At 66.2% G+C, this 26,669-nt stretch carries 23 protein-coding genes and 1 pseudogene; 12 read left to right on the forward strand and 12 right to left on the reverse strand.

Features of this window, described 5'->3' with window-relative positions:
• Positions 1 to 5 precede the first annotated feature (5 nt).
• From BJF89_RS08870 to BJF89_RS08895, 6 genes are all read left to right on the forward strand, one after another.
• Positions 6 to 2,042, forward strand: a complete 2,037-nt coding sequence (locus BJF89_RS08870) for a fumarate reductase/succinate dehydrogenase flavoprotein subunit (RefSeq protein WP_075814121.1) — start codon at positions 6 to 8, stop codon at positions 2,040 to 2,042.
• Entirely contained in the window at positions 2,042 to 2,791 is a 750-nt protein-coding gene (locus BJF89_RS08875) for a succinate dehydrogenase/fumarate reductase iron-sulfur subunit (protein WP_075814123.1), read from the forward strand. Before BJF89_RS08870 ends, BJF89_RS08875 begins: the two co-directional genes overlap by 1 nt.
• A gap of 243 nt (positions 2,792 to 3,034) precedes the next feature.
• Positions 3,035 to 3,244 (forward strand): hypothetical protein, encoded by a 210-nt coding sequence (locus BJF89_RS08880; protein WP_083650603.1) that lies wholly within the window; start codon positions 3,035 to 3,037, stop codon positions 3,242 to 3,244.
• A gap of 120 nt (positions 3,245 to 3,364) precedes the next feature.
• Entirely contained in the window at positions 3,365 to 4,681 is a 1,317-nt protein-coding gene (locus tag BJF89_RS08885) for a DUF445 domain-containing protein (RefSeq protein WP_075814370.1), read from the forward strand.
• 33 nt (positions 4,682 to 4,714) lie between these two features.
• On the forward strand, positions 4,715 to 5,017 hold the full coding sequence (locus BJF89_RS08890; protein ID WP_075814125.1) for a DUF2516 family protein: 303 nt from the start codon (positions 4,715 to 4,717) through the stop codon (positions 5,015 to 5,017).
• The gene (locus BJF89_RS08895; RefSeq protein WP_075814127.1) at positions 5,014 to 5,643 is read left to right on the forward strand and encodes a hypothetical protein; all 630 of its coding nucleotides are present in this window, start codon (positions 5,014 to 5,016) and stop codon (positions 5,641 to 5,643) included. Before BJF89_RS08890 ends, BJF89_RS08895 begins: the two co-directional genes overlap by 4 nt.
• On the opposite strand, the gene BJF89_RS08900 is transcribed toward BJF89_RS08895, so the two are convergent.
• From BJF89_RS08900 to BJF89_RS08945, 11 genes and pseudogenes are all read right to left on the reverse strand, one after another.
• On the reverse strand, positions 5,634 to 7,508 hold the full coding sequence (locus BJF89_RS08900) for a long-chain fatty acid--CoA ligase (protein ID WP_075814129.1): 1,875 nt from the start codon (positions 7,506 to 7,508) through the stop codon (positions 5,634 to 5,636). The two genes, BJF89_RS08895 and BJF89_RS08900, sit on opposite strands and share 10 nt — an antisense overlap.
• Positions 7,495 to 9,447 carry a long-chain fatty acid--CoA ligase gene (locus BJF89_RS08905; protein ID WP_075814131.1) on the reverse strand — a complete coding sequence of 651 codons (1,953 nt, stop codon included), beginning with the start codon at positions 9,445 to 9,447 and terminating at the stop codon, positions 7,495 to 7,497. The genes BJF89_RS08900 and BJF89_RS08905 overlap by 14 nt, the downstream gene beginning before the upstream one ends.
• A gap of 125 nt (positions 9,448 to 9,572) precedes the next feature.
• A complete protein-coding gene (locus BJF89_RS08910; RefSeq protein ID WP_075814133.1) occupies positions 9,573 to 10,178 on the reverse strand; it encodes a TetR/AcrR family transcriptional regulator in 606 nt (201 codons plus the stop codon).
• 74 nt (positions 10,179 to 10,252) lie between these two features.
• On the reverse strand, positions 10,253 to 11,002 hold the full coding sequence (locus BJF89_RS08915) for an enoyl-CoA hydratase family protein (RefSeq protein WP_075814135.1): 750 nt from the start codon (positions 11,000 to 11,002) through the stop codon (positions 10,253 to 10,255).
• Between the two features lie 27 nt (positions 11,003 to 11,029).
• Positions 11,030 to 12,186: pseudogene (locus BJF89_RS08920) on the reverse strand (acyl-CoA dehydrogenase family protein).
• Between the two features lie 48 nt (positions 12,187 to 12,234).
• Complete coding sequence (locus BJF89_RS08925; protein WP_139311950.1) at positions 12,235 to 14,310, reverse strand: biotin carboxylase N-terminal domain-containing protein; 2,076 nt, start codon at positions 14,308 to 14,310, stop codon at positions 12,235 to 12,237.
• A 37-nt stretch (positions 14,311 to 14,347) separates the two neighbouring features.
• Positions 14,348 to 15,943, reverse strand: a complete 1,596-nt coding sequence (locus BJF89_RS08930) for an acyl-CoA carboxylase subunit beta (RefSeq protein WP_075814139.1) — start codon at positions 15,941 to 15,943, stop codon at positions 14,348 to 14,350.
• Positions 15,940 to 17,673: an acyclic terpene utilization AtuA family protein gene (locus tag BJF89_RS08935; RefSeq protein WP_075814141.1), complete on the reverse strand. Its 1,734-nt coding sequence runs from the start codon at positions 17,671 to 17,673 to the stop codon at positions 15,940 to 15,942. The genes BJF89_RS08930 and BJF89_RS08935 overlap by 4 nt, the downstream gene beginning before the upstream one ends.
• Positions 17,674 to 17,878: 205 nt before the next feature.
• Positions 17,879 to 18,535: an LmeA family phospholipid-binding protein gene (locus BJF89_RS08940; RefSeq protein ID WP_222843821.1), complete on the reverse strand. Its 657-nt coding sequence runs from the start codon at positions 18,533 to 18,535 to the stop codon at positions 17,879 to 17,881.
• Positions 18,532 to 18,789, reverse strand: a complete 258-nt coding sequence (locus BJF89_RS18540; protein ID WP_139311951.1) for a hypothetical protein — start codon at positions 18,787 to 18,789, stop codon at positions 18,532 to 18,534. The genes BJF89_RS08940 and BJF89_RS18540 overlap by 4 nt, the downstream gene beginning before the upstream one ends.
• A gap of 95 nt (positions 18,790 to 18,884) precedes the next feature.
• Positions 18,885 to 19,382 (reverse strand): DUF2505 domain-containing protein, encoded by a 498-nt coding sequence (locus BJF89_RS08945; RefSeq protein ID WP_038546096.1) that lies wholly within the window; start codon positions 19,380 to 19,382, stop codon positions 18,885 to 18,887.
• 89 nt (positions 19,383 to 19,471) lie between these two features.
• Here BJF89_RS08945 and BJF89_RS08950 point away from each other — a divergent pair, with 89 nt between their 5' ends.
• From BJF89_RS08950 to BJF89_RS08975, 6 genes are all read left to right on the forward strand, one after another.
• Positions 19,472 to 20,605 carry a UDP-N-acetylmuramate dehydrogenase gene (locus tag BJF89_RS08950; RefSeq protein ID WP_255372578.1) on the forward strand — a complete coding sequence of 378 codons (1,134 nt, stop codon included), beginning with the start codon at positions 19,472 to 19,474 and terminating at the stop codon, positions 20,603 to 20,605.
• Positions 20,606 to 20,654: 49 nt separating this feature from the next.
• On the forward strand, positions 20,655 to 22,007 hold the full coding sequence (mshA, locus tag BJF89_RS08955; protein ID WP_083650606.1) for a D-inositol-3-phosphate glycosyltransferase: 1,353 nt from the start codon (positions 20,655 to 20,657) through the stop codon (positions 22,005 to 22,007).
• A 61-nt stretch (positions 22,008 to 22,068) separates the two neighbouring features.
• The gene (locus BJF89_RS08960) at positions 22,069 to 22,629 is read left to right on the forward strand and encodes a YbjN domain-containing protein (RefSeq protein ID WP_075814143.1); all 561 of its coding nucleotides are present in this window, start codon (positions 22,069 to 22,071) and stop codon (positions 22,627 to 22,629) included.
• A gap of 54 nt (positions 22,630 to 22,683) precedes the next feature.
• Entirely contained in the window at positions 22,684 to 23,439 is a 756-nt protein-coding gene (locus BJF89_RS08965) for a phosphoglyceromutase (RefSeq protein WP_075814145.1), read from the forward strand.
• Between the two features lie 33 nt (positions 23,440 to 23,472).
• Positions 23,473 to 24,705, forward strand: a complete 1,233-nt coding sequence (locus BJF89_RS08970; RefSeq protein ID WP_075814147.1) for a cell wall metabolism sensor histidine kinase WalK — start codon at positions 23,473 to 23,475, stop codon at positions 24,703 to 24,705.
• 131 nt (positions 24,706 to 24,836) lie between these two features.
• Positions 24,837 to 25,544 (forward strand): response regulator transcription factor, encoded by a 708-nt coding sequence (locus tag BJF89_RS08975; protein WP_075814149.1) that lies wholly within the window; start codon positions 24,837 to 24,839, stop codon positions 25,542 to 25,544.
• Positions 25,545 to 25,718: 174 nt separating this feature from the next.
• On the opposite strand, the gene BJF89_RS08980 is transcribed toward BJF89_RS08975, so the two are convergent.
• Positions 25,719 to 26,648 carry a hypothetical protein gene (locus BJF89_RS08980; RefSeq protein WP_187344689.1) on the reverse strand — a complete coding sequence of 310 codons (930 nt, stop codon included), beginning with the start codon at positions 26,646 to 26,648 and terminating at the stop codon, positions 25,719 to 25,721.
• Positions 26,649 to 26,669: the final 21 nt, after the last annotated feature.

Here is a 26,669-nt window from a genome sequence, read left to right on the forward strand (position 1 = left end):
AGACTATGGGAATCAGTAAGCCCCACCCGCACAACCAGACCCCGGACTTCAACTACGACGAGGCACTGCAGGCCTTCGCCGCCCCGAAGTCCAAGGTGGACGGCGTGTCTGTCGGTAACGTCATCGGCGACAACGCCCCCCACGAGGTCGGCCAGCAGCAGCAGTGGCAGTTCGACAAGGAGCACTTCAAGCTCGTGTCGCCACTGAACCGCGCGAAGTTCCGCATCCTGATCGTCGGTACCGGCCTGGCCGGCGGCGCGGCAGCCGCGGCGCTCGGTGAGCTCGGTTACGACGTCAAGGTCTTCACGTACCACGACAGCCCCCGTCGCGCGCACTCCATCGCCGCGCAGGGTGGTGTGAACTCGTCACGGTCGAAGAAGCTGGACAACGACTCCACCTACAACCACACGAAGGATACCGTCAAGGGCGGTGACTACCGGTGCCGCGAGAACGACTGCTGGCGTCTGGCCATGGAGTCCGGCAAGGTCATCGACCACATGAACGCCATCGGTGCCCCGTTCTCCCGTGAGTACGGCGGAACCCTGGCGACCCGTTCCTTCGGTGGCGTGCAGGTCTCCCGTACCTACTACACCCGTGGACAGACCGGTCAGCAGCTGCAGCTGGCCACGACCTCGGCCCTGTACCGTCAGATCGGTGCCGGCAACGTGGAGATCTTCACCCACTCCGACGTGCAGGACATCATCGTCGAGGACGGTGTGTGCAAGGGCATCGTCACCCGCAACATCATCACCGGCGAGCTGTCGACCCACACGGGTCACGCCACGGTGCTGGCCACCGGCGGGTACGGCAACGTGTACCACATGTCCACGCTGGCCAAGAACTCCAACGCCAGTGCGATCATGCGTGCCTACGAGCAGGGCGCCTACATGGCGTCCCCGTCCTTCGTGCAGTTCCACCCGACCGGCCTGCCGGTCAACTCGGACTGGCAGTCCAAGACCATCCTGATGTCCGAGTCGCTGCGTAACGACGGCCGTATCTGGACGCCCACCACCAAGGGCGACGAGCGCCACCCCAACGACATCCCCGAGGACGAGCGCGACTACTTCCTCGAGCGTCGGTACCCGGCGTTCGGCAACCTGGTCCCGCGCGACATCGCCTCCCGTGCGAACGCGCAGCAGATCAACGCCGGTTACGGCGTCGGTCCGAAGAAGAACTCGGTGTACCTGGACCTCACCCATGCGATCGCGAAGCTGGGCGAGGACACCATCCGTGAGCGTTACTCCAACCTCATCCAGATGTACGAGGAGGCCATCGGTGACGACGCGTACAAGGAGCCGATGCGCATCGCCCCGACCTGCCACTACACCATGGGCGGGTTGTGGACCGACTTCCACGAGATGACCTCCATCCCCGGGCTCTTCTGCTCCGGTGAGTCGTCCTGGATGTACCACGGTGCGAACCGTCTGGGAGCGAACTCCCTGCTGTCGTCGTCCGTGGAAGGCTGGTTCACCCTGCCTTTCACCGTCCCGAACTACCTGGCGCCCCTGCTGGGCCAGGACGCCCCGGACACTGACTCGGAGGCCGCCCAGGCCGCCCTGAAGCGGACCGAGGAGCGCATCGACAAGATCCTCAGCATCCGCGGCCCCAACCCGCACGGCGCAGAGTACTACCACCGTCAGCTCGGTGAGATCCTCTACCGCTGCTGCGGCGTGGCCCGCACCGTCGAGGGAATGCAGTCCGGCATCGACGAGATCCGGAAGGTCCGCGCGGACTTCTGGGAGAACGTCTTCGTGCCCGGCGGCAAGGACGAGATGAACCAGCAGCTCGAGAACGCCATCCGCGTCGCCGACTACCTGGATCTCGGTGAGCTCATGTGCGTCGACGCCCTCGACCGCGACGAGTCCTGTGGCGCGCACTACCGCGAGGATCACCTCGACGAGGACGGCGAAGCCGAGCGTAACGACGACGAGTGGTGCTTCGTCTCCGCCTGGGAGCCGGGCGAGAAGCCGGAGACCTTCGTCCGTCACTCGGAGCCGCTGTACTTTGACCGCATCCCGCTGATGACAAGGAACTACAAGTAATGAAACTGCATCTTGAGATCTGGCGTCAGGCGGACCACACCTCGGAGGGCCACTTCGAGTCGGTGGACGTCCCCGATGCCGAACAGGAAATGTCCATTCTGGAACTCCTCGACCACGTCAACTCGACGTACGTCGAAGACGGCAAGGAGCCCTTCGCCTTCGCCTCGGACTGCCGTGAAGGCATCTGCGGCACCTGTGGCCTGATGGTCAACGGCCGTCCGCACGGTCCGGACAAGAACAAGCCGGCCTGCCAGCAGCGTCTGTACAGCTTCAACGACGGTGACAGCATCAAGCTCGAGCCGCTGCGTTCCGCGGCATACCCGGTGATCAAGGACATGGTCGTCGACCGTTCCGCACTGGACCGCGTCATGGAGAAGGGTGGCTTCGTGTCCATGGCCGCCGGTACCGCCCCGGACGCCGACAGCCTGCTGGTCAACCACGAGGACGCCGAGCTGGCCCTCGACCACGCCGCCTGCATCGGTTGCGGTGCCTGCGTGGCCGCCTGCCCGAACGGTGCATCCCACCTGTTCACCGGCGCGAAGCTGGTGCACATGACCCTGTCTCCGCTGGGTCGCCAGGAGCGTGGACGTCGGGCGAAGAACATGGTCGACGAGGCTGAGGGTACCTTCGGCCCCTGCTCCCTCTACGGTGAGTGCGCTGACGTGTGCCCGGCGGGTATCCCGCTGACCGCTGTCGCCGCGATCACCAAGGAGCGCGCCCGCGCCGCGATCCGCGGCAAGGCAGACTAGTCCGCCACCCGGATTCCCCAGGGCACGAGTAGGCCCCCGCCTACACCCGTGCGCTAGAATCATGATGTCGCCCGGGACCGACGTCCCCGGGGAGTACCGAAGGATGAGAGAAGAACCGATGATGTTTCCGCATTCAGATACCAAGGGTGAGCACTCGGCGTCACCGGAGTACCTCGAGGCTATGTCCCCTCCAGCTGGGACGCGCCGCATTCGTCGCTGCAGCGCGGCGTGACCTGGATGTCCATGGGACTGCTGGTCGCGGCCGTCGCCATCATGGGCATCGGGATCTTCGGGTTCGCCGCCTACAGTGTCGACGCCCAGGAGCACGGTGTCACCATCGGCATCGTCGGCTGGGCAGTCGGTGTGGTTCTCCTCCTCGCCTCTTTCCTCGGTATCCGCATCGGTCGCCGCGGCACCCGCGAGTACCGTAAACAGACCGGTCGGGTGTACTGACCGATCCTGCGCCTCCAGCGCTCTTCAGCCCCCTGATTCCCGTCCACGTCCCCGGGCGGGCAGGGGGCTGAGGCATGTCCGCGTGGAATGTCCTCCACAGGTGGAATAATGGGCCCGGTGATGTCCCCCATCGACAACAGTCCCACCAACGACCGACTCGCAGTTCCCGGACCATCACCGGAATCCGAGGCGGAGCGTCGCCGTGACCTGCGCCGCCACAAGGCCTTCGCCACCAGCCTGCTGGTGGTCGCCACCGTGATCTACCTGGTCTGCCGGTGGTTGGAGGCCACCGGCAGAGACGCCGGTTGGACGGGCTACGTCCGGGCCGCCAGCGAGGCCGGCATGGTCGGAGCGCTGGCTGACTGGTTCGCGGTCACCGCACTGTTCCGGCATCCGCTGCGTATCCCGATCCCCCACACCGCGATCATCAAGCGCAAGAAGGACCAGGTGGGGCACGCACTCAGCTCTTTCGTCGGAGAGAACTTCCTCAATGCCGCGTTGATCACCGACAAACTCCGTCAGGCCAGGATCCCGGAACGTGCCGCCGACTGGGTGTTGGACCAGGGAGGCGCGGAACGCACCGGTGCCGAGGCATCCCGGTTGATCGACCTCGTGGTCAACGGGGTGGATCCGAGGGAAGCAGAACAGCTGCTGCGGACACTGGTGATCGACAAAGTCTCCGAGCCGACCTGGGGGCCTCCACTGGGGCGAGGACTGGAGCAGCTCATCAGCGAGGGCCGCACCGAGCCCGTGGTCGACGCCGTGGTCGTCTGGTTGGACGACAAAGCCCGGGACAGTGAGGAGCTCATCGTCCGGCTCCTGGACGAACGTACGCCTACCTGGGCGCCCCGGTTCGTCCGCGACCTGGTCGGCGACAAGGTCTACCGGGAGGTCGTGCAGTTCACCGGCGACGTGCGCGGCAATCCGGAGCACGAGGCCAGGCACGCGATCCGCCGGTTCATCAGCCAGCTCGCCCGCGACCTGCAGCACGACCCGGCGATGATCACCCGGGTGGAGAACCTCAAGGGCGACATCATGAACTCCCCGACGGTGCAGGCGCTGCCCGGTGCGTTGTGGGAGTCGGTACGGTCCACGCTGACGACGATGGCACGGGACGAGAACTCCGTGCTGCGGACGAAGATCGTCACCTGGGTGTCGGATTTCGCCACCCGTGTCCGCACGGAGGAGGAGCTTCGGGCCTCGTTGGAGAAGCGCCTCGTGGGGGCTGCGTCCTACCTGGCGGAGAACTACGCGGGAGAGGTCACCGGGATCATCGGTGAGACCGTGGAGCGTTGGGACGCCGACGAGGCCAGCGACCGGATCGAGTTGATGGTCGGCAAGGACCTCCAGTTCATCCGGGTGAACGGTACCGTGGTCGGGTCGCTGGCCGGGTTGACGATCTACACCGTGTCGGAAATCTTGTTCACGCTGTTCTGAGAGCCGGGTGGGAGTCCGATAGACTGGATCACCATGAATGACTTCCTCACCCTGGCCTTCTACTCCGTGAACATGCTTCAGTGGGTCTTCCTGGCCCTCGTGGTCATCGCGGCGGTCTGGGGTGCGATCCAGGTAGCGATGACCAGGGATGACGCCTTCACGGTCATCGACCGGTCGAAGCAGAACTGGCTGCTGCTGCTCGGTGGCTCCGCCCTGGGTGTGCTGTTGCTCGGGACAGTGATCTCCATGGTCTGGATCGTCGGCGCCGTGATCGTGGGAATCTACTGGCAGGACATCCGTCCGTCCATCCGTGACGTGCTCGGCAACGCCCAGTGACCTCCGCGAGTTCTGTCCGCGGGCCGTGGCTCGAAGCGACCCTGCTCGACCCCACCTGCACCCGTGCTGATGCGACTGCCCTGCTTGAACGGGCGATGGCTCACGACTGCACGTCGGTGTGCCTTCCGCCCACGATGTTCCCCCTGCGTGACGTGCCGGAGGGACTGCGTCTGGTGTCGGTCGCCGGCTATCCGACGGGCAAGCACCATCCCCTGGTCAAGGCCAGCGAAGCACATATGGCTGTCGTCAACGGAGCCCACGAGGCCCACGTCGTCCTCGACCCCGCGAATGTCGTTGCGGGCGACAGCAACGCCATGATCAGTGAGATCGTCACCCTGCGCGAGGCTGTTCCCTATCCGGCGCGGTTACGGGTCGCCGTCGGCCAGACGCCGGTGGACGACGCGCACCTGGAGGCTTTCTGCCGTGCCGCGGTGACGGCGGGCGCGGACGTCGTCGTGGTGGACGTCGTAGAGCAGATACCCGTTGCGGTCGCGGCGGTGACGGGCTCGGCACTGTCGGTGGTGTACGCCCTCCACGACGCCGAACCCCCGGCGGTCGACCTGCACGCGGTTCGTGAGGCGGGAGCTGTGGGAGCCAGCATGCCCGTGGAACTGATTCAGGAGTAGTTCGCCTCCACCTGGTCGGCGAAGTTCGCGGCCACGGGCTTGCGGCGTAGTTTCAGTGACGGAGTCAGCTCCGCGTTCTCGACGGTGAGATCACGGGGGAGGATCTGGAACCGTTTGACCTGCTCCCATCGATTCAGCGATGAATTCAGCTCATCGATGTAGCCCTGCACCAGCGTCCTCGTCCGGGGGTCGGCGGCCACGCGGGCGTAGCCGCCGTCAACGCCGGTACGCTGCGCCCACGCCAGCAACGCGTCCTCGTCCAGTGCCACCAGTGCGCTCACGTAGGGGCGCCCTTCGCCGATGACAACCAGGTTCGAGGCGACCGGGCACAGTCCCTTGAATTCAGCTTCCATGAGTGCCGGTGCCACGTACTTGCCGTTGGAGGTCTTGAACAGTTCCTTCTTGCGGTCGGTGATCCGCACGAACCCGTCCTCGTCCATGTCCCCGATGTCCCCGGTGTGCATCCAGCCGTCCTCGGACAGAGCTTCGGCGGTGGCCTCCGGATTGTTGTGGTACCCGTCCATCACCCCGGCGCAGCGGAAGAGAATCTCGCCGTCCTCGGCGATCCGCAGGTCCACGCCGTCCAGAGGACGTCCGATCCATCCGGCGCGGTAGGCGTTCGGCATCCCCAGGCAGGAGCCGCCGCCGGACTCGGTCATTCCGTAGGCCTCCAGGATGATCATCCCTGCGGCACCGAACCACCGGGAAATGTCGGTGTTGAGGGCGGCGGACCCGGAGATGAAGTAGCGGATCCGCCCTCCGAAACGTTCCCGGACCGTGGAGAAGACCAGTCGGTCGGCCAGACGGGCCTGGATGCGGTCCCACCGGGTCGCGGTCGTGCTGCCGTCACCGTGGTCGGCGTCGAAGACCTTCACTCCCACCCGGCTGGCCCAGTGGAACAGCTTCTCCCGGACGCGCAGGGGGCCAGGGTCATCGGCCATCATGGTGACGATGCCGTTGTAGGCTTTCTCGAATATCCGGGGCGCGGACCCCATGAAGGTGGGGCGGACGACTGGGAGGTTGGACACGATACGGTCGACCCGACCGTCGATGGCTGTCTCGAAGCCGAGGTGGACCGGCATCATCAGCAGCAGTTTCCCCATCACGTGCGACAGAGGAAGCCACAGGAACTGCTTGTCGTCGATGGTCAGTACGTCCTCGGGGGACGTCCGGCGCAACGTGCCCTCCATAGCCAGGACCTCGAAGACCAGGACGCGGTGGGGGAGAAGCACCCCTTTGGGGCGCCCGGTGGTTCCGGAGGTGTAGATCAGGGTGGCGAGGTCGTCGAGGTCGGTGTCGTCGATGCGCGCGTCGATCTCCCCGGGATGTGAGCCGAGTCTTTCCCTGCCACGACGTCGCAGGTCATCCATGCTGATCACCCACCCGCGGTCAGCACCGTCGGGGAGTGCGTCGTCGAGGACGACCACTGTGTGGACTTTCGGCAGTGCCGGGCGGAGACCGGTGATCTTGGCCAGCTGGGCAGCGTCCTCGACGAAGACGACGGTGCTGTCTGAGTCATCGAGGATGAAGCGGACGTCTTCGGCGAGCGTGGTGGGGAAGACGGTCACAGTGGCGGCAGCGGCGAATACGATGCCGTAGTCCGCCAGAGCCCACTCGTAGCGGGTCGTGCTGGCGATGGCCACGCGCTGCTCGGCCTGGACACCCAGGGAGATCAGCCCGGCACCGACCTCGGCGGCCTGGGTGCCGACCTCTCCCCATGTCAACGTGGTCCAGTTTTCCTCTGTGCCGTCGGTGACGGGGTAGCTGTAGGCACGGCGGTCCGGGGTCTCGGTGATGCGTTTGCGCAGCATGTGTCCGGTGGAGCGGATCGGAGGATCGAAGGTGGTGACGTCAGCGGTGGTCATGGTGTTCTCCTTGGGCGGTCGGGTACAGCGAAGCGATGTCGGAGGCGAAGTGGTCGGCCACGGGGCGTCGCCGGAGTTTCAACGACGGGGTGAGCTCCTGCTCGTCGACGGAGAGTTCCCGGTCGAGGATGTGGAACGTCTTGACCTGTTCCCACGGGTTGAGGGTGCTGTTGAGCTCATCGACGAAGCGCTGGACCATGGTGTGTGTCCGGGGGTCGGCGGTGATCTCGCCGTAGTCACCGGGTACGTCCTCCCGACGCGCCCAGGCGGTCACGGCGGCTTCGTCCAGTGCGATCAGGGCACCGACGTACGGGCGACGTTCACCGATGACCACGATCTGTGAAGCCACCGGACAGAGGCCTTTGAACCGGGCCTCCATCAGCGCCGGTGCGACGTACTTGCCGTTGGAGGTCTTGAACAGTTCCTTCTTGCGGTCGGTGATGCGAAGACGTCCCTGGTCGTCGAGTTCGCCGATGTCTCCGGTGTGCAGCCATCCGTCCTCGGTGAGCGCCCGCGCGGTCTCCTCCGGGTTGTCGTGGTAGCCGGCCATGACCCCGGGGCCGTGGACGAGGACCTCACCGTCGTCCGCGATGCGGATCTCGAAGCCGTGGAGTGGTTCACCGACAGTCCCGGCCCGGTAGGTCGACGGTAGCCCCAGTGTCGCGACGTTGCTTTCGGTCATGCCGTACCCCTCCAGGACGGGGAGCCCGGCGGCACCGAACCACCGGGCGACGTCGGTGTTGAGGGCGGCGGATCCGGAGATGAAGTAGCGGATCCGCCCTCCGAAACGCTGGCGCACGGTCGAGAACACCAGCCGGTCGGCGAGGAGTGCCTGGATGCGGTCCCACCGGGTCGCGGTCGTGCTGCCGTCACCGTGGTCGGCGTCGAAGACCTTCACTCCCACCCGGCTGGCCCAGTGGAACAGTCGCTCCCTGATTCGCCAGGGACCGGGCTCCTCGACCATCATCGTGGCGATGCCGGTGTAGGCCTTCTCGAAGATCCGCGGCACCGACGCCATGAAGGTCGGACGTGACGTCCCGATATTGTCGACGATCCTGTCGACCCGGCCGTCGATGGTGGTCTCGAACCCGATATGGACGGGCAGCAGGACCATCAGCTTCCCCATGACATGTGCCAGCGGCAGCCAGAGGAACTGCTTGTCCTCGATGTCCAGTAGGCCGGCCGCGCCGGTATCGCCGGTATCGCCGGTATCGCCGGGGTCACCGGGCACAGGCTCGGCACGGACGGTCTCGGCGATGGCGCGGACCTGTGAGACCCACACGCGGTGTGGGAGCAGCACGCCTTTGGGACGTCCGGTGGTTCCGGAGGTGTAGATCAGGGTGGCGAGATCGTCCGGCCCGGTACCGTCGGTGCGTGCGGCGACGGCGCCGGGGTGCCTGGTGAGGTAGTCGCGCCCGCTGTGCCTCAGCTCATCGAGGGTGACCACCCAGTCGTCGGGACGGTCGGGCAGGTCGTTGTCGAAGACGACGACGGTGTGCACGTCCGGGAGCTGGTCACGCAGGACGGCGAGTTTGGCCAGTTGTTCGGCGTCCTCGGCGAAGACGACCCGGGCGCCGGAGTCGCCGATGATGTGGCGAACGTCCGTTGTGACGGTGGTGGGGTAGACGGCGACGGTCGCCGCGCCGGCGCTCATCGTGGCGTAGGTCGCGGTGACCCATTCGTAACGGGTGGAACTCGCGATAGCGACACGCTGCCCCGGGGCGACTCCCAGGGCGATGAGCCCGGCTGCGACCTCGTTGGTGTCGGAGCCGACCTGTGACCAGGTGGCGACCGCCCAGTCTCTGCCGCTCGAGGTGGTGTCGGGGTAGGTGAATGCCCGTCGGTGTGGAGTCGACTCGACCCGTCGGCGCAGCATGTGGCCGACGGTCCGGTCGGTGGTATCGGTGGTATCGGTGGTATCTGTGCTGAGGCTGGTCATGGATGGTCCTCCGGGGAACCTCTCAGTTGACGCTATTGTTTCTGAAGCTAAGGATGTGGAGAGAGACGTGTCCCGTGGTACGTGGTGACAGGGAGGTCAGGGAGGCGGTGAGGAACGCGAGGTGGTCAGTCGTTGCGCTTGATGTCAGCCAGGATGGCCGACCATGTTTCCAGCGCGTGGCGCTGGTGTTCGCGGGTGTCCACGAGGACCGAACCGAGCCCGAGCCCGCGGGCGACGTCCAGGGTGAGGCCCAGGAGCCGGCGGGTGTGCTGGTCGGACAGGTCCGCGTTCAGCGCCAGCGCGGTGAGCTGGTAGACCTCTCGCCCGTACCTGGCCTCGGCGGGAACGATCATCTCGCGGAGGCTGGCGTCCGTACTTGCTGCGGCCCAGATGTGGAGGGCCGCGTGGAACGGCCGGTTGCTGAAGAAGCCGAAGACGAGCTCGAGGACCTCATCCACCGGGGCACCGTTGGTGCCGGTGGACAGGTTGGCCACACTCGTCCGGAGCTTCTGGGTGCGTTCCGAGAAGAACTCCTCGAGGGCTGCCTCGACCAGCGAGTCCCGGGTAGGGAAGTGATGCTGGGCGGCTCCCCTGGAGACCCCGGCGCGGGCAGCGACGGCACTGACGGTTGTTGCCGGGAAGCCCTGGTCGGACAGCGTCGCAAGAGCAGCTTCCAGCAGGCGACGCCTGGTCACCTTGCTGCGCTCCTGCTGGGCTACTCTGCTCGACATGTGTCCTCCGGGCTCCTCGGTCGATCGTCAGTCACTGTAACACCTGGTGTCCTGGTGTGATGGCGCGGTCGGCGTCACGCAGCCCAGTTCGGCGGACGCTTCTGGAGGAAGGCGGTGATGCCCTCCAGCGCTTCCGGGGTGGCGAACAGTTCAGCGGACTTCGCGGCCAAGGCATCTGCCCCGGTGTCGAAACCGTCGATGACGGCCTGGTTGAGGATCATCTTGGTTTCCCGTAGTCCCTGGGGGGAGCAGCGCAGCAGGTTATCTGCAGTGTCACGTGCCTGTTGACGAGGGTCCTCGACGACGCCGGTGACCAGCCCGTGGCGTTCGGCGGTCTCCGCGTCGAACCGTTCACCGGTGAGCAGGTAGCGGGATGCGGCACGGGAGGTGAGCCGGGGCAGGACGGTGAGGGCGATCATCGCCGGTGCCACACCGATCCTGGTCTCCGTCGTCGCGAAGGACGAGTCTGGGGAGGCGAACACCATGTCGCAGGCGGCGACCAGGCCCGTTCCTCCGGCACGCACATTGCCGTCGACGACGGCGGTGACAGGTTTGGGCAACTCGACGATGGTCCGCAGCACAGCGATGAAACTGGCGGTGACCTGCTCGGGCGGGGTGTCGCCCACGGCGGCGAGGTCGGCGCCGGAACAGAAGGTCGATCCGGTGTGGTCCAGGATCACGCTGCGGACGGCCTCATCCTGCGCGGCTGCCTCGAGGGCGTCGGTGAGGTCCCGGATCAGTGCCGGTGACAGGGCATTCCGGCGGTCCGGGGCGTCGATGATGATCCGCGCCGTGCTGTTCTCGGTGGCGGTGGTGATGGCCATGTTCTACTCCTGGGGGTGGTGGGCCGGTCAGTAGCTCTTGGGCAGGCCCATGACGGTCTGGGCGACGTAGTTCAGCAGCATTTCGCGGCTGACCGGGGCGATGCGGGCAGTCGTGATGCGGCGTACATGCGTGCCAGCCCGTACTCGGCGGTGAGCCCGTTGCCGCCGAGTGTCTGGACGGCCTGGTCGATCGACTTGGCGGAGACTTCGCCGGCGGCGTACTTGGCCATGTTGGCCGCGGTCGCGGCGCCGTCCAGGTCACCCTGGTCGAACCGTGCCGCGGCGTTGCGGCACATCAGCCGGGCCTGTTCGAGTTCGATCCGGCACTGGGCCAGCGGGTGGGACAGGCCCTGGTGGGCTCCGATGGGTGTGTCCCACACGACACGCTCGTTGGCGTACTTCACGGCGGTGTCGAGGGCGTAGCGGGACATTCCTGTGGCCATCGCGGTGGCGATGATGCGTTCCGGGTTCAGTCCCACGAAGAGCTGGAAGATACCGGCGTCGCTGTCACCGACGAGGTCCTCGTCCTTCAACCGGACGTCATCGAAGTGCAGGGCGTACTGCCACTCGGGCAGCATTACCTCGGTGGGGATCTGGGTCTTGGAGAATCCCTCGGAGTCGGTGGGGACCATGAACAGTGCCGGCTTCAGCTTGCCGGTGCGCTCGTCGTGGGCGCGGGCGACGACGAGGACGGCGTCGGCCTGGTCCACGCCGGAGATGAAGGTCTTCTGGCCGTTGAGGACCCATTCGTCACCCTCCTTCTTCGCGGTCGTGGTGATCTTGTGGCTGTTCGTGCCGGCGTCGGCCTCGGTGATGCCGAAGGCACTGATGAACTCGCCGGAGGCGATGCCCGGGAGCCAACGCTGCTTCTGGTCGGGGGTGCCGAAGGCGGCGATGATGGATCCGCAGATCGCGGGGGAGACCACGAGCATCAGCAGACCGCAGCCCTGGGAGGACAGCTCCTCCTGGACGATGGAGAGCTCCAGCAGGCCGGCCCCGCCGCCGCCGTATTCCTCGGGCAGGTTCACGCCGATGAAGCCTAGTTCGCCGGCTTCCTTCCACAGCTCGGTGGGGTACTCCTTGTCGTCGGCCTTCTTGGCCATGTACTCGTAGCCGTACTTCTTGGCCAGGGCTTGGACGGTCTTGCGCAGCTCCTCCTGCTCAGGGGTGTCATTGAGCGGCATGCTGACCTGGGGCTGTGACATGGTGTTTCTCCTTGGTGGTTGAGCGGGTTAGTTGTCGGTCTGGCTGTCGGTGTCTGATGCGCCGGGGGAATCGATGACCGCTAGCAGGGTGCCGGTTTCGATGTGGTCGCCGGCGGCAGCGGCCAGTTCACTGACTGTGCCGTCGGAGGTGGCCGAGATGGTGTGCTCCATCTTCATGGCCTCGATCGTCATGAGCTTCTGGCCCGTGGTGACCTCGTCGCCGACGGCGACGGAGACACTGGTCACCGTCCCGGGCATGGGCGCCACCAGGGCTCCCTCGGCGACGATGTCGGACGGGTCGTCGTACCGGGGGCGCTCGGTGAGCATGACCGGGCCGAGGGCGGAGTCGACCCCGACGCCGCCACCGGGGTAGCGGTGGACGGTCAGGGTGCGGCGGATTCCGTCCACCTCGAGGATTACGGTGGCCGCCTCTGTGTCGCCGGGTGCGACCCCCGTAGAAGGGGCGAGCTCAACGAGCCGGACATCCTCGCGTCCGTCCAGGGTGACGGCACCGTCACGGACGCGGGAGCCACGCACGACGCTCACCTCGACCTCGTTGTCGGTGTCGTGACCGCGAAAGAACCGGTGGGTGGTCCGTGCATCACCGAAGACACGGTATCCGGCCGGGACGCGGCGGGTGGGGTTGGTCGCGGTTCCGGCAGCTTCAGCGACGAGCGACGCTGCGAAGGCGGAGACCGCCACAGTGTCGTCGTCAGCCAAGGGGGCCATTGAGACCTCGGTGTGGGTGCTCTCCAGGAAGGCGGTGTTGATGTCGCCGGCCCGGAAGTCCACGTCATCGAGAATGCGGACCAGCTGGTCACGGTTGGTGCCGAGTCCGTGGATACGGGCCCGACGCAGAGTCCCGCTGAGTCGCCCCACGGCCTCCGCGCGGTTCGGGGCCCAGGAGATCACCTTGGCCAGCATCGCGTCGTAGTTCACGCCCACCGCGGCGGGACGTCCCGGGGCGGTCTCCGGCCCGGCATCGAGCCGGATCCCGGGGATGTGCGGGCCGGTGAAGGACGACACGACGTCGTCGAAGTCGAAGCGGAAGATTTCACCGGACATGGGGCGGTAGTCGTGCCGGGGATCCTCGGCATACACGCGGGCTTCGACGGCCCACCCGTCGAGGGCGGGAGGGTTCTCCGAGGGCAGGTGAAGCCCGGCGGCCACGTCGAACTGCAGACCCACCAGGTCGAGGCCGGTGGTGGCCTCGGTGACCGGATGCTCGACCTGCAACCGGGTGTTGACCTCCAGGAAGAAGAACTCGCCCTTGTCATTCGCCAGGAACTCCACGGTGCCGGCACCGCTGTAGCCGATGGCGTGGGCTGCCGCCCGCGCGGCTTCGAAGAGCCGGTCACGCATCCCGTCGACACGCTCGACCAGCGGCGACGGGGCTTCCTCGATCACTTTCTGGTGGCGGCGCTGGATCGAGCACTCACGCTCGCCCACCGCCCACACTCCGCCGTGGTTGTCCGCCATGAGCTGGACCTCGATATGGCGGCCGGACTCGATGTAGCGCTCGATGAACACGGTGCCGTCGCCGAAGGCGCTCTCGGCCTCGCGGACGGCGGCGGAGGTCTCCGACTCCAGCTCGTCCAGAGTGCGGACCACCCGCATGCCGCGACCGCCGCCGCCGGCGGAGGCTTTGACCAGGACAGGAAGCATGTCCTCGGTGATCTCAGCGGTGTCCAGGTTGGTCAGTACCGGGACCCCCGCGGCCTCCATGAGCTTCTTGGCCTCGGTCTTGGAACCCATGGCGTCGATCGCCTCCGGTGACGGTCCGATCCAGACCAGCCCGGCGCCGATGACGGCGCGCGCGAAACCCGCGTTCTCGGAGAGGAATCCGTAGCCGGGGTGGATCGCGTCGGCTCCGGTGCGACGGGCGGCGTCGAGGACAGCCTCGGCGTTCAGATAGGTCTCTGCCGGAGCGTTGCCGGGCAGACGGACGGCGGCGTCGGCTTCCCGGGCGAAGGTCTCGTCACGGTCGGCGTCCGAGTACACGGCGACGGTTGACAGTCCCCGGTTGCGGGCGGTGGTGAATACGCGCCGCGCGATCTCGCCGCGGTTGGCGACGAGGACGGTGGAAAATTCTGTGTTGGTCATGTCGGTCATGTCTTCTCTCATCTCTCGTTCTCGCCCGTCACATCCGGAAGACGCCGAAGCCTTCGGCGCCTTCCACCGGACCGGAGTGGATGGCAGACAACGCCATCCCCACCACAGAACGGGTGTCGCGGGGGTCGATGATGCCGTCGTCGTAGAGCATCCCGGACATCTTCAGCGGTGCGGACTCCACGTCGGCCTGCGTCTTGAGCATGTCGAAGAGTTGCTTCTCCGCGTCCTCGGTGTAGTCGAGGCCTCGTGAACGCGCCGACTGGGCGCTGATGCTGCTCACTACGGACGCCAGTTGTTCGGAACCCATCACCGCAGACCGTGCCGAAGGCCAAGCGAAGACGAACCGGGGGTTGAAGGCGCGTCCGCACATCCCGTAGTGGCCGGCACCGTAGCTGGCGGCGGTGATCAGGGAGATGTGTGGGACTTCCGAGTTCGACACGGCGTTGATCATCATCGCGCCGTGTTTGATGATCCCGTTCTGCTCGTACTCCTTGCCGACCATGTAGCCCGTGGTGTTGTGCATGAAGATCAGGGGCGTATCGGACTTGTTCGCCAGCTGGATGAACTGGGTGGCTTTCTGCGCCTCCTCGCTGAACAGCACTCCGCGGGAGTTGGCGAGGATGCCCACCGGGTATCCGTGGACCTGCGCCCACCCGGTGACCAGGCCCGAACCGTAACGGGGCTTGAATTCATCGAACTCACTGCCGTCGACGAACCGTCCGATGATCTCGTAGGGGTCGTAGGGGACCTTGAGCCCGTCGGGGACGATGCCGAGCATCTCCTCTTCGTCGAGCACTGGTTCTGCGACATTCGCGGCGGGGTTCTGCCCCTTACGGTGCCAGTTTAGGCACCGGACGATGGACCGGCCGATTCGGGCGGCGTCCAGTTCGTCGACGGCGAGGTAGTCGCCGAGCCCGGAGATGTCGGTGTGCATCTGAGCACCACCGAGACTCTCGTCGTCGGTGACTTCGCCGGTGGCCGCCTTGACCAGCGGGGGGCCGGCGAGGAAGACCTTGGAACGTTCCTTGATCATCACCACGTGGTCGGACATGCCGGGGATGTAGGCGCCGCCGGCGGTGCAGTTGCCGTAGACGATGGCGATCGTCGGGACCCCCGCCTTGGACGCCTGGGTGATTGCCCGGAACATCGCACCACCGGGGACGAAGACCTCTTTCTGGCTGCGCAGGTCTGCACCGCCGGACTCGACCAGGGTGAGTACCGGAAGCCGGTTTTCGACGGCGATCTCCTGCAGACGGTTGCACTTGCGCAGCGTCCACTCATTGGACGCGCCACCCTTGACCGTGGGGTCGTTGGCGACGATCATGCAGTCCACGCCCTCGACGGTGCCGACACCGCCAACGACGGAACCACCCACGGTGAAGTCTGTGCCGTACCCGGCCATCGTGCAGAGTTCGAGGAACGGGGAACCCTGATCGAGGACGGAGTTGATCCGCTCACGCGGGGTCATCTTGTCACGGCTGCGGAGCTTCTCCAGCGACTTCTCGCCACCACCGATGAAGGCTGTCTCGTAGGCCTCGCGGATCTCGCCGAGCTTCTCCTCCATGGACCGCCGGTTGGCCTGGTACTCCTCGGAACTGGTGATGACGGCTGATGTTGCGGTCATGACGCTTCCTTACTGTTGTTGCTGTGCTTGAGCAGATTCTCGGGGATCTCGACATGCCGGGAGCGCAACCATTCGCCGAGCCCCTTGCCCTGCGGATCGAAGCGCGCTCCGTGGGCGACACCCTGGCCGAGGATGTCCTGGACCACGATGTTCACTGCATTGAGTCGGGGCAGTGGATACACCTCGACCTCCAACCCGGCAGTCTCCGGCAGGAGTTCCTTGACCGAGTCGACGGTGACCGTCTCCAGCAGCCAGGGGTAGGCCTCACCGGTCCGGGTCCAGAGGCCGATGTTCGCGCTGCCCCCTTTATCTCCGCTGCGGGCGTCGGCGAGCAGGCCGATCGGGGCACGTCGGGTCTCGCCGTCTGCACGGCGGTCCGGTACCGGCTCATCGGTCTGCGAGGTGCCGAGCTCCGCGGTGATGTCCGGCGGGCGGACGACGACGGTCGTGCCGTCCGCGAGGTGGGCGGTGTGTGCGGGGACGTCGTTGTCGACATAGGCGGGGGAGAAGGTGCCGTACATGCTCGGCTTCGGCGGAGCGCCGTCGAAGAAGGTCCCCGGGGGCGACGCCAGGGCTGTTCCCACGACCCCACGCCCCCATTCGGCGATGCGGTGCTGGTCGGGATCCCAGACCACACAGACGAGTCGGGCGGAGGCGGCGGCCTGGTTGTCCGCATCCGGATGGTCGGTGCGTTCCAGGCGGTATTCGACGGTGCGGGGGCGGGGCTCCAGGGTGTCGAGTTGACGGGTGAACAACTCCGCCTTGTCCTCCACGTCCAGCCCGGAGAAAAGGACCTGGACCTCGTTTCGGAAACCGCCGAGTCGACTCACCCCGACCTTGGTCGTGGGGGGAGGGGCCTCGCCGGTGGCGCCGCTGATCCGTACCCGGTCGCTGCCGAGGTCCTCGAGGTGTACGTGGTCGAGGCGAAGAACGGCGTCCGGGCCAGCGTAGCGGGCTCCGGTCACCTCATAGAGCAGTTGGGCGGTGACCGTACCGGCAGTGACGGCACCACCGGTGCCGGCATGTTTGGTGATGACGGAGGTGCCGTCGGCATGGATTTCGGCGAGGGGGAAGCCAGGCATCGGGTCGGCCCCGGTGAGGATCCCTCGGTTGAAGCCGGAGTAGTTTCCTCCCGTGGCCTGGGTGCCGCACTCGATGACATGCCCGGCTGCCATGGCACCGGCGATCTGGTCCAGGTCGTCGGGACCCCAGCCGAAGTGGTGGGCGGCGGGACCGACCACGACAGAGGCGTCGGTGACACGTCCGGTGACCACGATGTCCGCACCGGCGTCGAGGCATTCGACGATGCCGAAGGCACCGAGGTAGGCATTGGCGCAGAGAGCGTCAGGAAAAGTCGGTCGTAATGGTTCTCGGACGTCGTCACCGTCGACATAGGCCACAGTGAGGCTCAGGTCACGCTCGGTGATCTTTTCGCGGAGGGCGTCTGCGAGGCCGGAGGGGTTGAGTCCGCCGGCATTGGTGACGACCTTGACTCCGCGCTCCGCGATGGCGTCCAGGCAGGTGTCGAGGTGGTCGATGAACCGCTTCGCGTACCCGAGCGTCGGGTCCTTCATCATGCCTTTGGCGAGGATGAGCATGGTGAGTTCGGCGAGGTAGTCGCCGGTGAGGTAGTCGACCTCGCCGCCGTCGAGCATCTCTCGCATTGCGCTGTCGCGGTCACCGTAGAAGCCGGAGAAGTTGGCGATTCTCACGGGTGGGGTGTCGCTCACGGAAAGCCTCCGATGGTTGTTTGTGTGGCGGGATCTTTCGGATCGTGAACACAGTTGTAGCATCGGAAAACAAGCAGTCGTGACTGATTGATTCAATCGGCGTACTAGCCCGGAGAATACCCCCGTCCGGGGGAGGTGCAGTATGTGGAAGGGCCCCGGACTCGTATCGAGTCCGGGGCCCTGTCGGGGTGGTTGTCGGTCGCGGCTAACTGTCCTGCCGGCCACCGTCCGAGAACGTGGACGTGCTCGACGAGACCTCGTCGAGACTCACGTCAGTGCCGTGCAGATGGACGCTCAGGCCGCCCTCCGTGATGTCGGCGCTCTGGATCTGCAGCCCCTCCACGTCATTGACCGTCTCCTGCAGGGAATCGGTGAGGGACTTGACCATCGACTCCGGGAGGTCCATCCCGAGGATCTGGAGGTTCTCCACCTGGAAGTTCAGCGCGTCCTCCTCCACGACGGGCGTCATGCTCAAGGTTGCCAGGCCCCCGGTGATCTCCAGGTCCATGGTGTTGTCTTCCGTGTTCATCTTCACGCCGGTGACCTCGATCAGGCCCTCGAGTAGTCCACCACCGTCGCCACCGTTCCCGTCGGTCGCCTGGGCCTGGGACTTCTGGATCTCGGCGAGGAGGAACTCCGGTGGCAGCGTCGTGTCCACGGTGATCTCGCCGGCCGTGGGGTTACCGGTGTCGGTGGACATGTTCTTGGCATTGATCGCCATCTCCGGTTGGCCGGAGACGACGGGCCGGGACTGGTCGGAATCCTCGTAGGAGACGTCCAGGCTCGACGGGATCGTCGCGTCGAAGGACGGGATCTTTCCCTGGGCGAGTCCGAGCAGCAGGGGAGAGGTACCGAAGCTCACCGAGGGGTCCTCGGAGAGTTCGGTGCCGTTCTTCTGTGCCGACGACCGGATCTCATCGACACGGTGTTCTTGGCATAGGCACGGACGCCGAATTCAGCGACAGCGGCCAGCAGTACAAGGACCACGACCAGGGCGATGAGGATCTTCCACCATAGGCCTGACCGCTTCTTGCCGGCTTTGCTGCCGTCCGGCCGGGATTGAGCCCCCCAGCTCTGCGGGGCGGCGGGTTGTCCGGTGTTGTTTGAAGTGCTCACCGGACCAGTGTGAACCATCACTGCCCGTCGGCGCCAGAGTTCCGCCGTTTACCCGGCGTACTGTGCGGAGATCCGCAGGTTCCCCCGGTCAGGAATCAGAGGTTCTCTTTGATCCAGGTGTCGATCAGGGTGTTCTCGTTGTTGATGATGTCGCGGACCGCGTCGGCGACCTTCGGCTCGATGACAGGGCCGACCATCGGGATGGTGACGTCGATGTCCGCCTCGGCGGACAGGGTGGTCGAGTCGCCTTCGCCGGTCAGCGTGAGCTCAGCGCCGAACTTCACCGGGGCACCCTTGACCTCGGCCTGCATCTCGCCGTTGACGACGCCGTCCTGCTCGGCACCGAAGGACACGGTGCGCTTGAGCTTCAGGTTCTGGGACACCATGGAACGCACGGCCTCGGGCAGTGCGTCGGTGGGGAGGACCTCGAAGAGGACGACCTCGATCGGGTCAGCGGAGAAGGAGTTGACCTCACCGGGGACCTCGGAGAGGTTCTGGGCCTCGTACTCCCAGTACTCCTTGGAGCTCAGTGCGGAGAGGACCTTGTCGAGGGGGTGGTTGACGGTCGTTGAAGACTCGATGTGTGTTGTCATGCAGAAAGGCTAACATCATAAGTGTGCAGTGTCCTGATTTTAGATTCCATTCGCGAACAATTGCGTCCACCTCCCCAGTTGTGGCCCGGCTGGTGGAGCGCGGTGACGTCGAGGCGTCGTCACGCAGTTTCGCTGAACTGACGACCCTGCAGGTGGGAGGGGCACCCGCCCTGGTGCTGTCGTGCCGGTCGACGGAGTCGGTGGCGGAGGTGGTCCGCACCCTCGACGCCGACGGCGTCCCCCTGCTGGTCGTCGGCGGCGGCTCCAATCTCGTGGTCGGTGACGATGTCTCCGACCTGGTGGCCGTCGTCCTCGAGGACGGTGGACGGCCGGAGATCGACGGGGAGTCGGGCCTGGTCCGGGCGTTCGCCGGTCTGGTCTGGGACGATGTCGTCGCAGCCACGGTCGATGCCGGTCTCGGCGGACTGGAATGTCTGTCGGGGATCCCCGGTTCCGTCGGGGCGACGCCGGTGCAGAACGTCGGTGCCTACGGCGCGGAGGTCGCCCAGACCCTGCACCGTGTGCAACTGTTCGACCGGGCTTCCGGGGAGACGTCGTGGGTGGCGCCGGAGTCACTGGACCTGGCCTACCGGTACTCCAACCTGAAGTTCACCTCGCGCGCGGTGGTCACGGCGGTGGAGTTCCAGCTGACCACGGACGGGCAGAGCGCACCGTTGCGTTTCGGCGAACTTGCCCGGCGTCTGGGCGTCACCGCCGGTGACGCCGGGCGGGACGGCGACGTCCGGCGTCCCGTGGCGGAGGTCCGTGACATGGTGCTGGAATTGCGTCGGGGAAAGGGAATGGTGCTGGACCCGCACGACCACGACACCTGGTCAGCTGGTTCCTTCTTCACGAATCCGGTGGTGGACAGTGCTGTGGCCGACGAGGTGCAGCGCCGTGTCGCGTCCACCCGGGGAGAGCGGGACGCGACGGCGATGCCACGGTTCCCCGCCGGCCCGGCGGATTCGGTGGGCTCCCTGGAGAAGCTCTCGGCGGCTTGGCTGATTGAGCGTGCCGGTTTCTCGCGCGGGTGGCATGTCCCCGGCAACGACCGTGCCGGACTGTCGGGCAAACACACACTGGCGTTGACCAACCGCGGCTCAGCCACCTCGGCGGACATCGTCGAACTGGCCCGGGCCGTGCGCGACGGTGTGCGGGAGGCCTTCGGGGTCACCCTCGTCCCCGAGCCCGTGTGGATCGGTGTCACTCTCGACGACGAGTGACCCCGACGGGCGCACGGACGGGGACGAGTGACGCGTATTCTGGGACGCTATGCGCGTCGCCATGATCTCCATGCACACATCCCCGCTGGAACAACCCGGGATCGGGGATGCCGGGGGAATGAACGTCTACGTCCGGAACGTCGCCGAGCACCTCGCGTCTCACGGTGTCGAGGTGGACGTGTTCACCCGCGCCACCCGCGCATCACAGGGGGAGGTCGTCGAGGTCGCGCCGGGGCTGCGTGTGATCAACTGCGTCGCAGGACCGTTCGAGGGGCTTCCGAAGGAATCTCTGCCGACCCAGCTTGCCGCGTTCACCGGGTCGGTGTTGTCGTTCGTGCGGCGTGAGGCGGGTAACGCCGCGAATCCGTCGTCCCCGGCCGACCGTGCCGGCGCCGGGCACTACGACCTGATCCACAGCCACTACTGGCTCTCGGGCCAGGTCGGATGGCTGTTGCGTGATTTGTGGGGGGTCCCGCTGGTGCACACCGCCCACACCTGGGCGGCGGTGAAGAACCTCGGCCTCGCGGAGGGCGACACCCCTGAGCCGGAGTCGCGTCGGATCTGTGAGCAGCAGATCGTCGACAACGCCGACCGCATCATCGTCAACACGCAGGACGAGGCGGATGCTCTCGTGACCGCCTATGACGCCGAGAACTCCGACCTCGCCGTCGTGTCCCCGGGAGTCGACGTGGACCGGTTCACCCCGGGATCCGACCGTGCCACCGAACGCTCGCGGCGCGAACTCGGTATTCCTCTGCGAGCGAAGGTCATCGCCTTCATCGGACGCCTCCAGATGCTCAAGGGTCCGCATATCCTGCTGCGGGCGGCCGCCGACCTGATCCGACGCCATCCCGAGCAGAACATCCGTGTGGTGATCTGCGGTGGCCCGTCGGGTACCGGGATGGAACGTCCCGACGAGCTCCACGACCTGGCCGCGGAGCTGGGGGTGTCCGGCTACGTCCGGTTCCTTTCGCCTCGGCCCCCGGAGGAACTGGTGAGCGTGTACCAGGCAGCCGACATCATCGCGGTCCCCAGCTACAACGAGTCCTTCGGCCTGGTGGCCCTGGAGGCACAGGCCGCGGGGACCCCGGTCGTCGCTGCGCGGGTCGGAGGGCTTCCGTTGACGGTGACCGAGGGTGAGAGCGGACTGCTCGTCGACGGACATGACCCGGCAGACTGGGCCCGTGCCCTGGAGTCGCTGGTGATGGACGACGACCTGCGCAACTCCATGTCGGACCTCGCGCCCTCCCACGCTGCCGAGTACTCCTGGGACGTCACGGTCGAGAGGATGATCACCGAGTACCGCCAGCTCGTCGACCGGTGGCGTGCCCGGGGGTGCTCGGAACCTGACGTCGCCCTCACATCACTGGAGTCCCGCGACCCCAGCGGGTCACGGGAGTGATCACAGGGACGACCCCGAGGGATCACCACGGCGATGCCCGGGGGCGGGTAGATTCGGTCGCATGGAACTACAGCAGCTGACCGACCTCCTCGATGGTGCCGAGGTCGACTACGAGGTCTCCAACGAGGTCGCCGTGGTCGTCCTGCCCGGTGAACGCCGTCTGAAGACCAACACCCTGTTCATCCCGCAGGACGGCATGTTCCGTGTCGAGGCATTCGTGTGCCGGGCGGTGGAGGAGGCGCATGCGGAGGTGTACCGGCTGCTGCTGCAGCACAACCGTAAGGCCTACGGGGTGCACTACACCCTCGACAACAACAACGACATCTATCTGGCGGGCCAGTTCCCCGACACCACCACCGGCGAGGACGTCCAACGTATCCTCGGTCAGGTGCTCGAGCTCGCCGACGGCGACTTCAACCACATCCTGGAACTCGGTTTCGAGACGTCGATCCGACGTGAGTGGGAATGGCGGATAGACCGCGGGGAGTCGACCCGCAACCTCGAGGCCTTCCAGCGGCTGCGACCGGGGTACGAGCAGGAACGCGCCGCCGACCGGGCTGAACGCGCCGACGGGACGTCTGACGGGGCACCCTCCGTCCCACCGACCCCGCCGGGAAACTGACCTCCGTGGCGACTGCCCTGTGCGGGACGCCCCGCCGTGGCAGAATAAGGAACCATGAGTGACAACAACCACGGCACACTGATTCTTCTCCGCCACGGGCAGAGCGAATGGAACGCATCCAACCAGTTCACCGGGTGGGTCGACGTCGACCTCACCGACCAGGGACGCGAGGAAGCCGTCCGCGGCGGCAGAATGATCGCCGACGCGGGTCTGAAGCCGACCGTGCTGTACACGTCCCTGCTGCGGCGGGCCATCACCACCGCGAACCTCGCACTCGACGCCGCCGACCGCCACTGGATTCCCGTCGTGCGTGACTGGCGCCTCAACGAACGCCACTACGGTGCACTGCAGGGCCTGAACAAGGCGGAGACCAAGGAGAAGTACGGCGAGGACCAGTTCATGGCCTGGCGCCGCAGCTACGACACTCCGCCGCCCGAGCTCGAGGACGGCACCGAGTACTCCCAGTCGGACGACCCCCGCTACGCCGACCTTGCCGAGGTCCCGCGGACCGAATGCCTGCTCGACGTCGTCAAGCGCTTCGTCCCCTACTACGAGACCTCGATCCTGCCCCGTCTGGAGGCCGGCGAGACCGTCATCGTCGCAGCCCACGGCAACTCCCTGCGCGCCCTGGTCAAGCACCTCGACAAGATCTCCGACGAGAACATCGCCGGCCTCAACATCCCCACGGGGATCCCGCTGGTCTACCGCATTGACGAGAAGGGTACCGTGCTGAACCCCGGCGGCGAATACCTGGACCCGGAGGCCGCCGAGGCTGGTGCTGCGGCCGTCGCGGCCCAGGGCGGCAAGTAGGACCCCGGGGGACGGTCTACAGGACATCGGGACGTGACATCGTCATCTTTCGCCCTGTTGTTCGGCGGAGTCATCGCCGGACTGGTCGTCGGGATCGCCGTCACGGTTGTCGTGACGGCCCTCAGACGCCGGTCGGAGCACCGTGAAGAGGAGCGTATCCGGAGGGAGACCCAGCACAACAGGGTCTCGACCATCGCCCAGGTCATGCACTTCGCCCTCGAGGCGTCTCCCTTGGGGGTGGCGGTGGTGGACCTGCGGGAGGACCTCGTGTTCACCAACCGCAGTGTCCATGAACTGGGCGTCGTGGACGGACGCCACCTGGTACCCGAGGTCTACCGTCTGGCACAGCGGGTCTTCGACGACGGTGAGCCCCGCGAGGGCGTCCTGCACCCCGGGAGCACAGCCGTGGGACCCGTGTTTTCCGTCGCCGTCACCGTCCGGCGTCTGGCCGCTGTCGACGACCGGTTCGTGGTCGTCTACGCCACGGACAACTCGGAGAACGTCCGGATGGAGGCGGCCCGGCGGGACTTCGTGGCCAATGTGTCCCACGAACTCAAAACCCCGGTCGGCGCCATCTCCCTGCTCGTCGAGACGATGCTGGAGGCCAGGGACGACCCCGACACCGTGGAGTACTTCGGCAACAAACTCCATACCGAGACACGGCGTATGTCCACGATGATCTCCGAGCTGATCGGTCTGTCGAAACTCCAGGGGGCGGAGTCCCTCCCGGATCCCCGTCCGGTGAGCGTCGACCGGATCATCGACAAGGCGGTCGAGCGGTCCCGCATCGCCGCCGAGGTGGAGAACATCGACCTGGTCACCGACGCGCCCGGGGACGCCTGGCTCACGGGCGACGAGGAACTGCTGGTCACTGCGGTGACGAACCTGATCGCCAACGCCATCAACTACTCACCGGAGGACACCCCGGTCAGCATCAGCAGGGCGGTCCGTGGACAGTCCGTCGTGATCCGGGTGACCGACCGCGGCATCGGCATCGCCCCCGGGGACCAGAAACGTGTCTTCGAACGCTTCTTCCGTGTCGACAAGGCCCGCTCCCGGGCAACCGGGGGGACCGGGCTGGGGCTCGCGGTCGTCAAACACACCGTGATCAATCACGGCGGGAATGTCTCCCTCTGGTCGCAGCCGGGCACAGGATCGACGTTCTCCCTGGAGTTCCCCGTGCTGGAGAGGGGTGCGCTGCCTGATGAGGACGTCCCCGACCAGGGGAGGTTCACTGCCGCAGAACTGCTGCCCGACCGGGACTGAATGCTTTCACCCGGCAGGATCGTCGGCCGGAGTTTACAATGACGTCGTCCAGAAGCAGTCTCCCCGCAATGTTCGTCATCCGCGCCGGCCGGCACACGGCCGTCATTCATACGTGAGGACCAGATTCTCCTATGTCCAGTGACCGTCCCACCGTCCTGCTCGTCGAGGACGAGGAATCACTCGCTGAACCATTGTCATTCCTCCTGCAGAAGGAGGGTTTCGGTGTCTACACCGCAGCAGACGGGCCCACGGCCCTGAAGCTGTTCGACGCCCACGGCATCGACCTGGTGCTGCTTGACGTGATGCTTCCGGGTATGTCCGGCACCGAGGTGTGCACCCAGTTGCGCGCAGTCTCGTCCGTCCCGGTGATTATGGTGACCGCCCGTGACAGTGAGATCGACAAGGTCGTCGGTCTGGAGATCGGGGCGGACGACTACGTGACCAAGCCCTACTCCGCCCGTGAACTCATAGCGCGTATCCGGGCTGTGCTGCGCCGTGGGGGCGACAACGGGGCAGACGAGGGGGAGGGCGACGACGGGATGGTGCTCCGGAGCCCGCGGGTCGTGCTGGACGTGGAACGGCACACCGTCTCGGTGGACGGTACGTCGGTGTCCCTGCCCCTGAAGGAATTCGATCTTCTGGAGTACCTCATGCGCAATGAGGGACGGGTGCTGACCCGTGGCCAGCTGATCGACCGGGTGTGGGGCATCGACTACGTCGGGGACACCAAGACTCTCGATGTCCACGTGAAGAGGCTGCGTTCCAAGATTGAGGAGACGCCGTCCTCCCCGTCGATCCTGGTGACAGTGCGTGGGCTGGGCTACAAGTTCGAGGGGTGAGAGGAACCGCCGGTCGGCGCACGATGTCTACCTTCACCGTGAACGTCGGACCCGGCAGAGGTGATGGTCCTGTGGCAGAGGTAATGGTCGGATATCACCCCGAAATCGACCACCCCCTCTGCCATTCGAACGGTGGGTCTGCCACCTGACGTCCCGGAACCCCGACAGAAACGCTCACTGCCGGGAGGACGGGTGTCCTGTCGTCGCGGCTGCGGTCGCCGGATGGATCGACAGCAACGGGAATCCGGACGGTGAGTACCGGGCCATCTCCTCACGTTGACGGCAGTGGGCCGCGACCACCTCGTAGGACTCCGGCCCGATGAGTTCGCGGAGTTCCTCGGCATGGGTGGACCAGAGCGATTCGCCGCCGGTGTGACATCCGGGGTCGGACGTGCAGTACCAGTCGAAGTCTTCACCACCCCCACCCCATCCCCGCCGGGTGTACTCGGTGACGGTGGTGCGCAGGACCTCGACGCCGTCAGGACGGGTCTCCCAGTCCTCGAGCCGACGTAGCGGCAGTTGCCAGCACACCTCGGGCTTGGCGACGGTGAGGGGGACGTCGTTTTTCAGGGCCCAGCCGTGCAGGGCGCAGCCGGCACCGCCCTGGTGGCCCGCCCGGTTGGCGAAGACACATGCCCCGTCGTGTACCCGGGTCTTCAGGGCAGGTTCGGGTTCGCCGGAGTCGGTGTCGTCTCCGTCGAGCTCGTCCCAGACCAGCCACGGCTCCGTGTCATCGTCGTCGTCCCCGTCACCCATGACGAGGGGTCTGAGCTGCCAGTCGTCGTCGGTGAGGTGGGGGACGATTTCTGCCAGCGCGCCGCGGTCGTCATCGTCTGTGAGGAAGGCGCCGTGGACGCAACAGCCCACGTCGGGATGCTCGGCGTCGATGCCGTGGCAGGCGTCGGTCCCGAACCTGCACCGGTAGGTGGAGAGGAGCCACGTAAGATCGACGGAGACGATGTGTTCGGAATCCGCCGGATCGGTGAACTCCAGGTACTCGCGCGGATGGTCGGCGGGAGTCTCCTGCCCTGAACGCACCGCGAGATCAGCCGGGGTGCCTGCCGGGTAGCCGCTGGTGATGTCGGAAAGAACAGAATGTGTCACGGTGAACACCGTAGACCGGAT

The organism is Corynebacterium sp. CNJ-954 (assembly GCF_001942345.1).
In the GTDB taxonomy this organism is placed as follows: domain Bacteria; phylum Actinomycetota; class Actinomycetes; order Mycobacteriales; family Mycobacteriaceae; genus Corynebacterium.

Bases quoted from the DNA above. Each gene is read 5' to 3' on its own strand.
- BJF89_RS08910 (WP_075814133.1), bottom strand. From the start codon at position 10,178: ATGTCGAGCAGAGTAGCCCAGCAGGAGCGCAGCAAGGTGACCAGGCGT.
- BJF89_RS08945 (WP_038546096.1), bottom strand. From the start codon at position 19,382: ATGACAACACACATCGAGTCTTCAACGACCGTCAACCACCCCCTCGAC.
- BJF89_RS08900 (WP_075814129.1), bottom strand. From the start codon at position 7,508: ATGACCACCGCTGACGTCACCACCTTCGATCCTCCGATCCGCTCCACC.
- BJF89_RS08870 (WP_075814121.1), top strand. From the start codon at position 6: ATGGGAATCAGTAAGCCCCACCCGCACAACCAGACCCCGGACTTCAAC.
- BJF89_RS08975 (WP_075814149.1), top strand. From the start codon at position 24,837: ATGTCCAGTGACCGTCCCACCGTCCTGCTCGTCGAGGACGAGGAATCA.
- BJF89_RS08905 (WP_075814131.1), bottom strand. From the start codon at position 9,447: ATGACCAGCCTCAGCACAGATACCACCGATACCACCGATACCACCGAC.
- mshA (WP_083650606.1), top strand. From the start codon at position 20,655: ATGCGCGTCGCCATGATCTCCATGCACACATCCCCGCTGGAACAACCC.
- BJF89_RS08930 (WP_075814139.1), bottom strand. From the start codon at position 15,943: ATGACCGCAACATCAGCCGTCATCACCAGTTCCGAGGAGTACCAGGCC.
- BJF89_RS08875 (WP_075814123.1), top strand. From the start codon at position 2,042: ATGAAACTGCATCTTGAGATCTGGCGTCAGGCGGACCACACCTCGGAG.
- BJF89_RS08880 (WP_083650603.1), top strand. From the start codon at position 3,035: ATGGGACTGCTGGTCGCGGCCGTCGCCATCATGGGCATCGGGATCTTC.
- BJF89_RS08915 (WP_075814135.1), bottom strand. From the start codon at position 11,002: ATGGCCATCACCACCGCCACCGAGAACAGCACGGCGCGGATCATCATC.
- BJF89_RS08965 (WP_075814145.1), top strand. From the start codon at position 22,684: ATGAGTGACAACAACCACGGCACACTGATTCTTCTCCGCCACGGGCAG.
- BJF89_RS08960 (WP_075814143.1), top strand. From the start codon at position 22,069: ATGGAACTACAGCAGCTGACCGACCTCCTCGATGGTGCCGAGGTCGAC.
- BJF89_RS08925 (WP_139311950.1), bottom strand. From the start codon at position 14,310: ATGACCAACACAGAATTTTCCACCGTCCTCGTCGCCAACCGCGGCGAG.
- BJF89_RS08885 (WP_075814370.1), top strand. From the start codon at position 3,365: ATGTCCCCCATCGACAACAGTCCCACCAACGACCGACTCGCAGTTCCC.
- BJF89_RS08890 (WP_075814125.1), top strand. From the start codon at position 4,715: ATGAATGACTTCCTCACCCTGGCCTTCTACTCCGTGAACATGCTTCAG.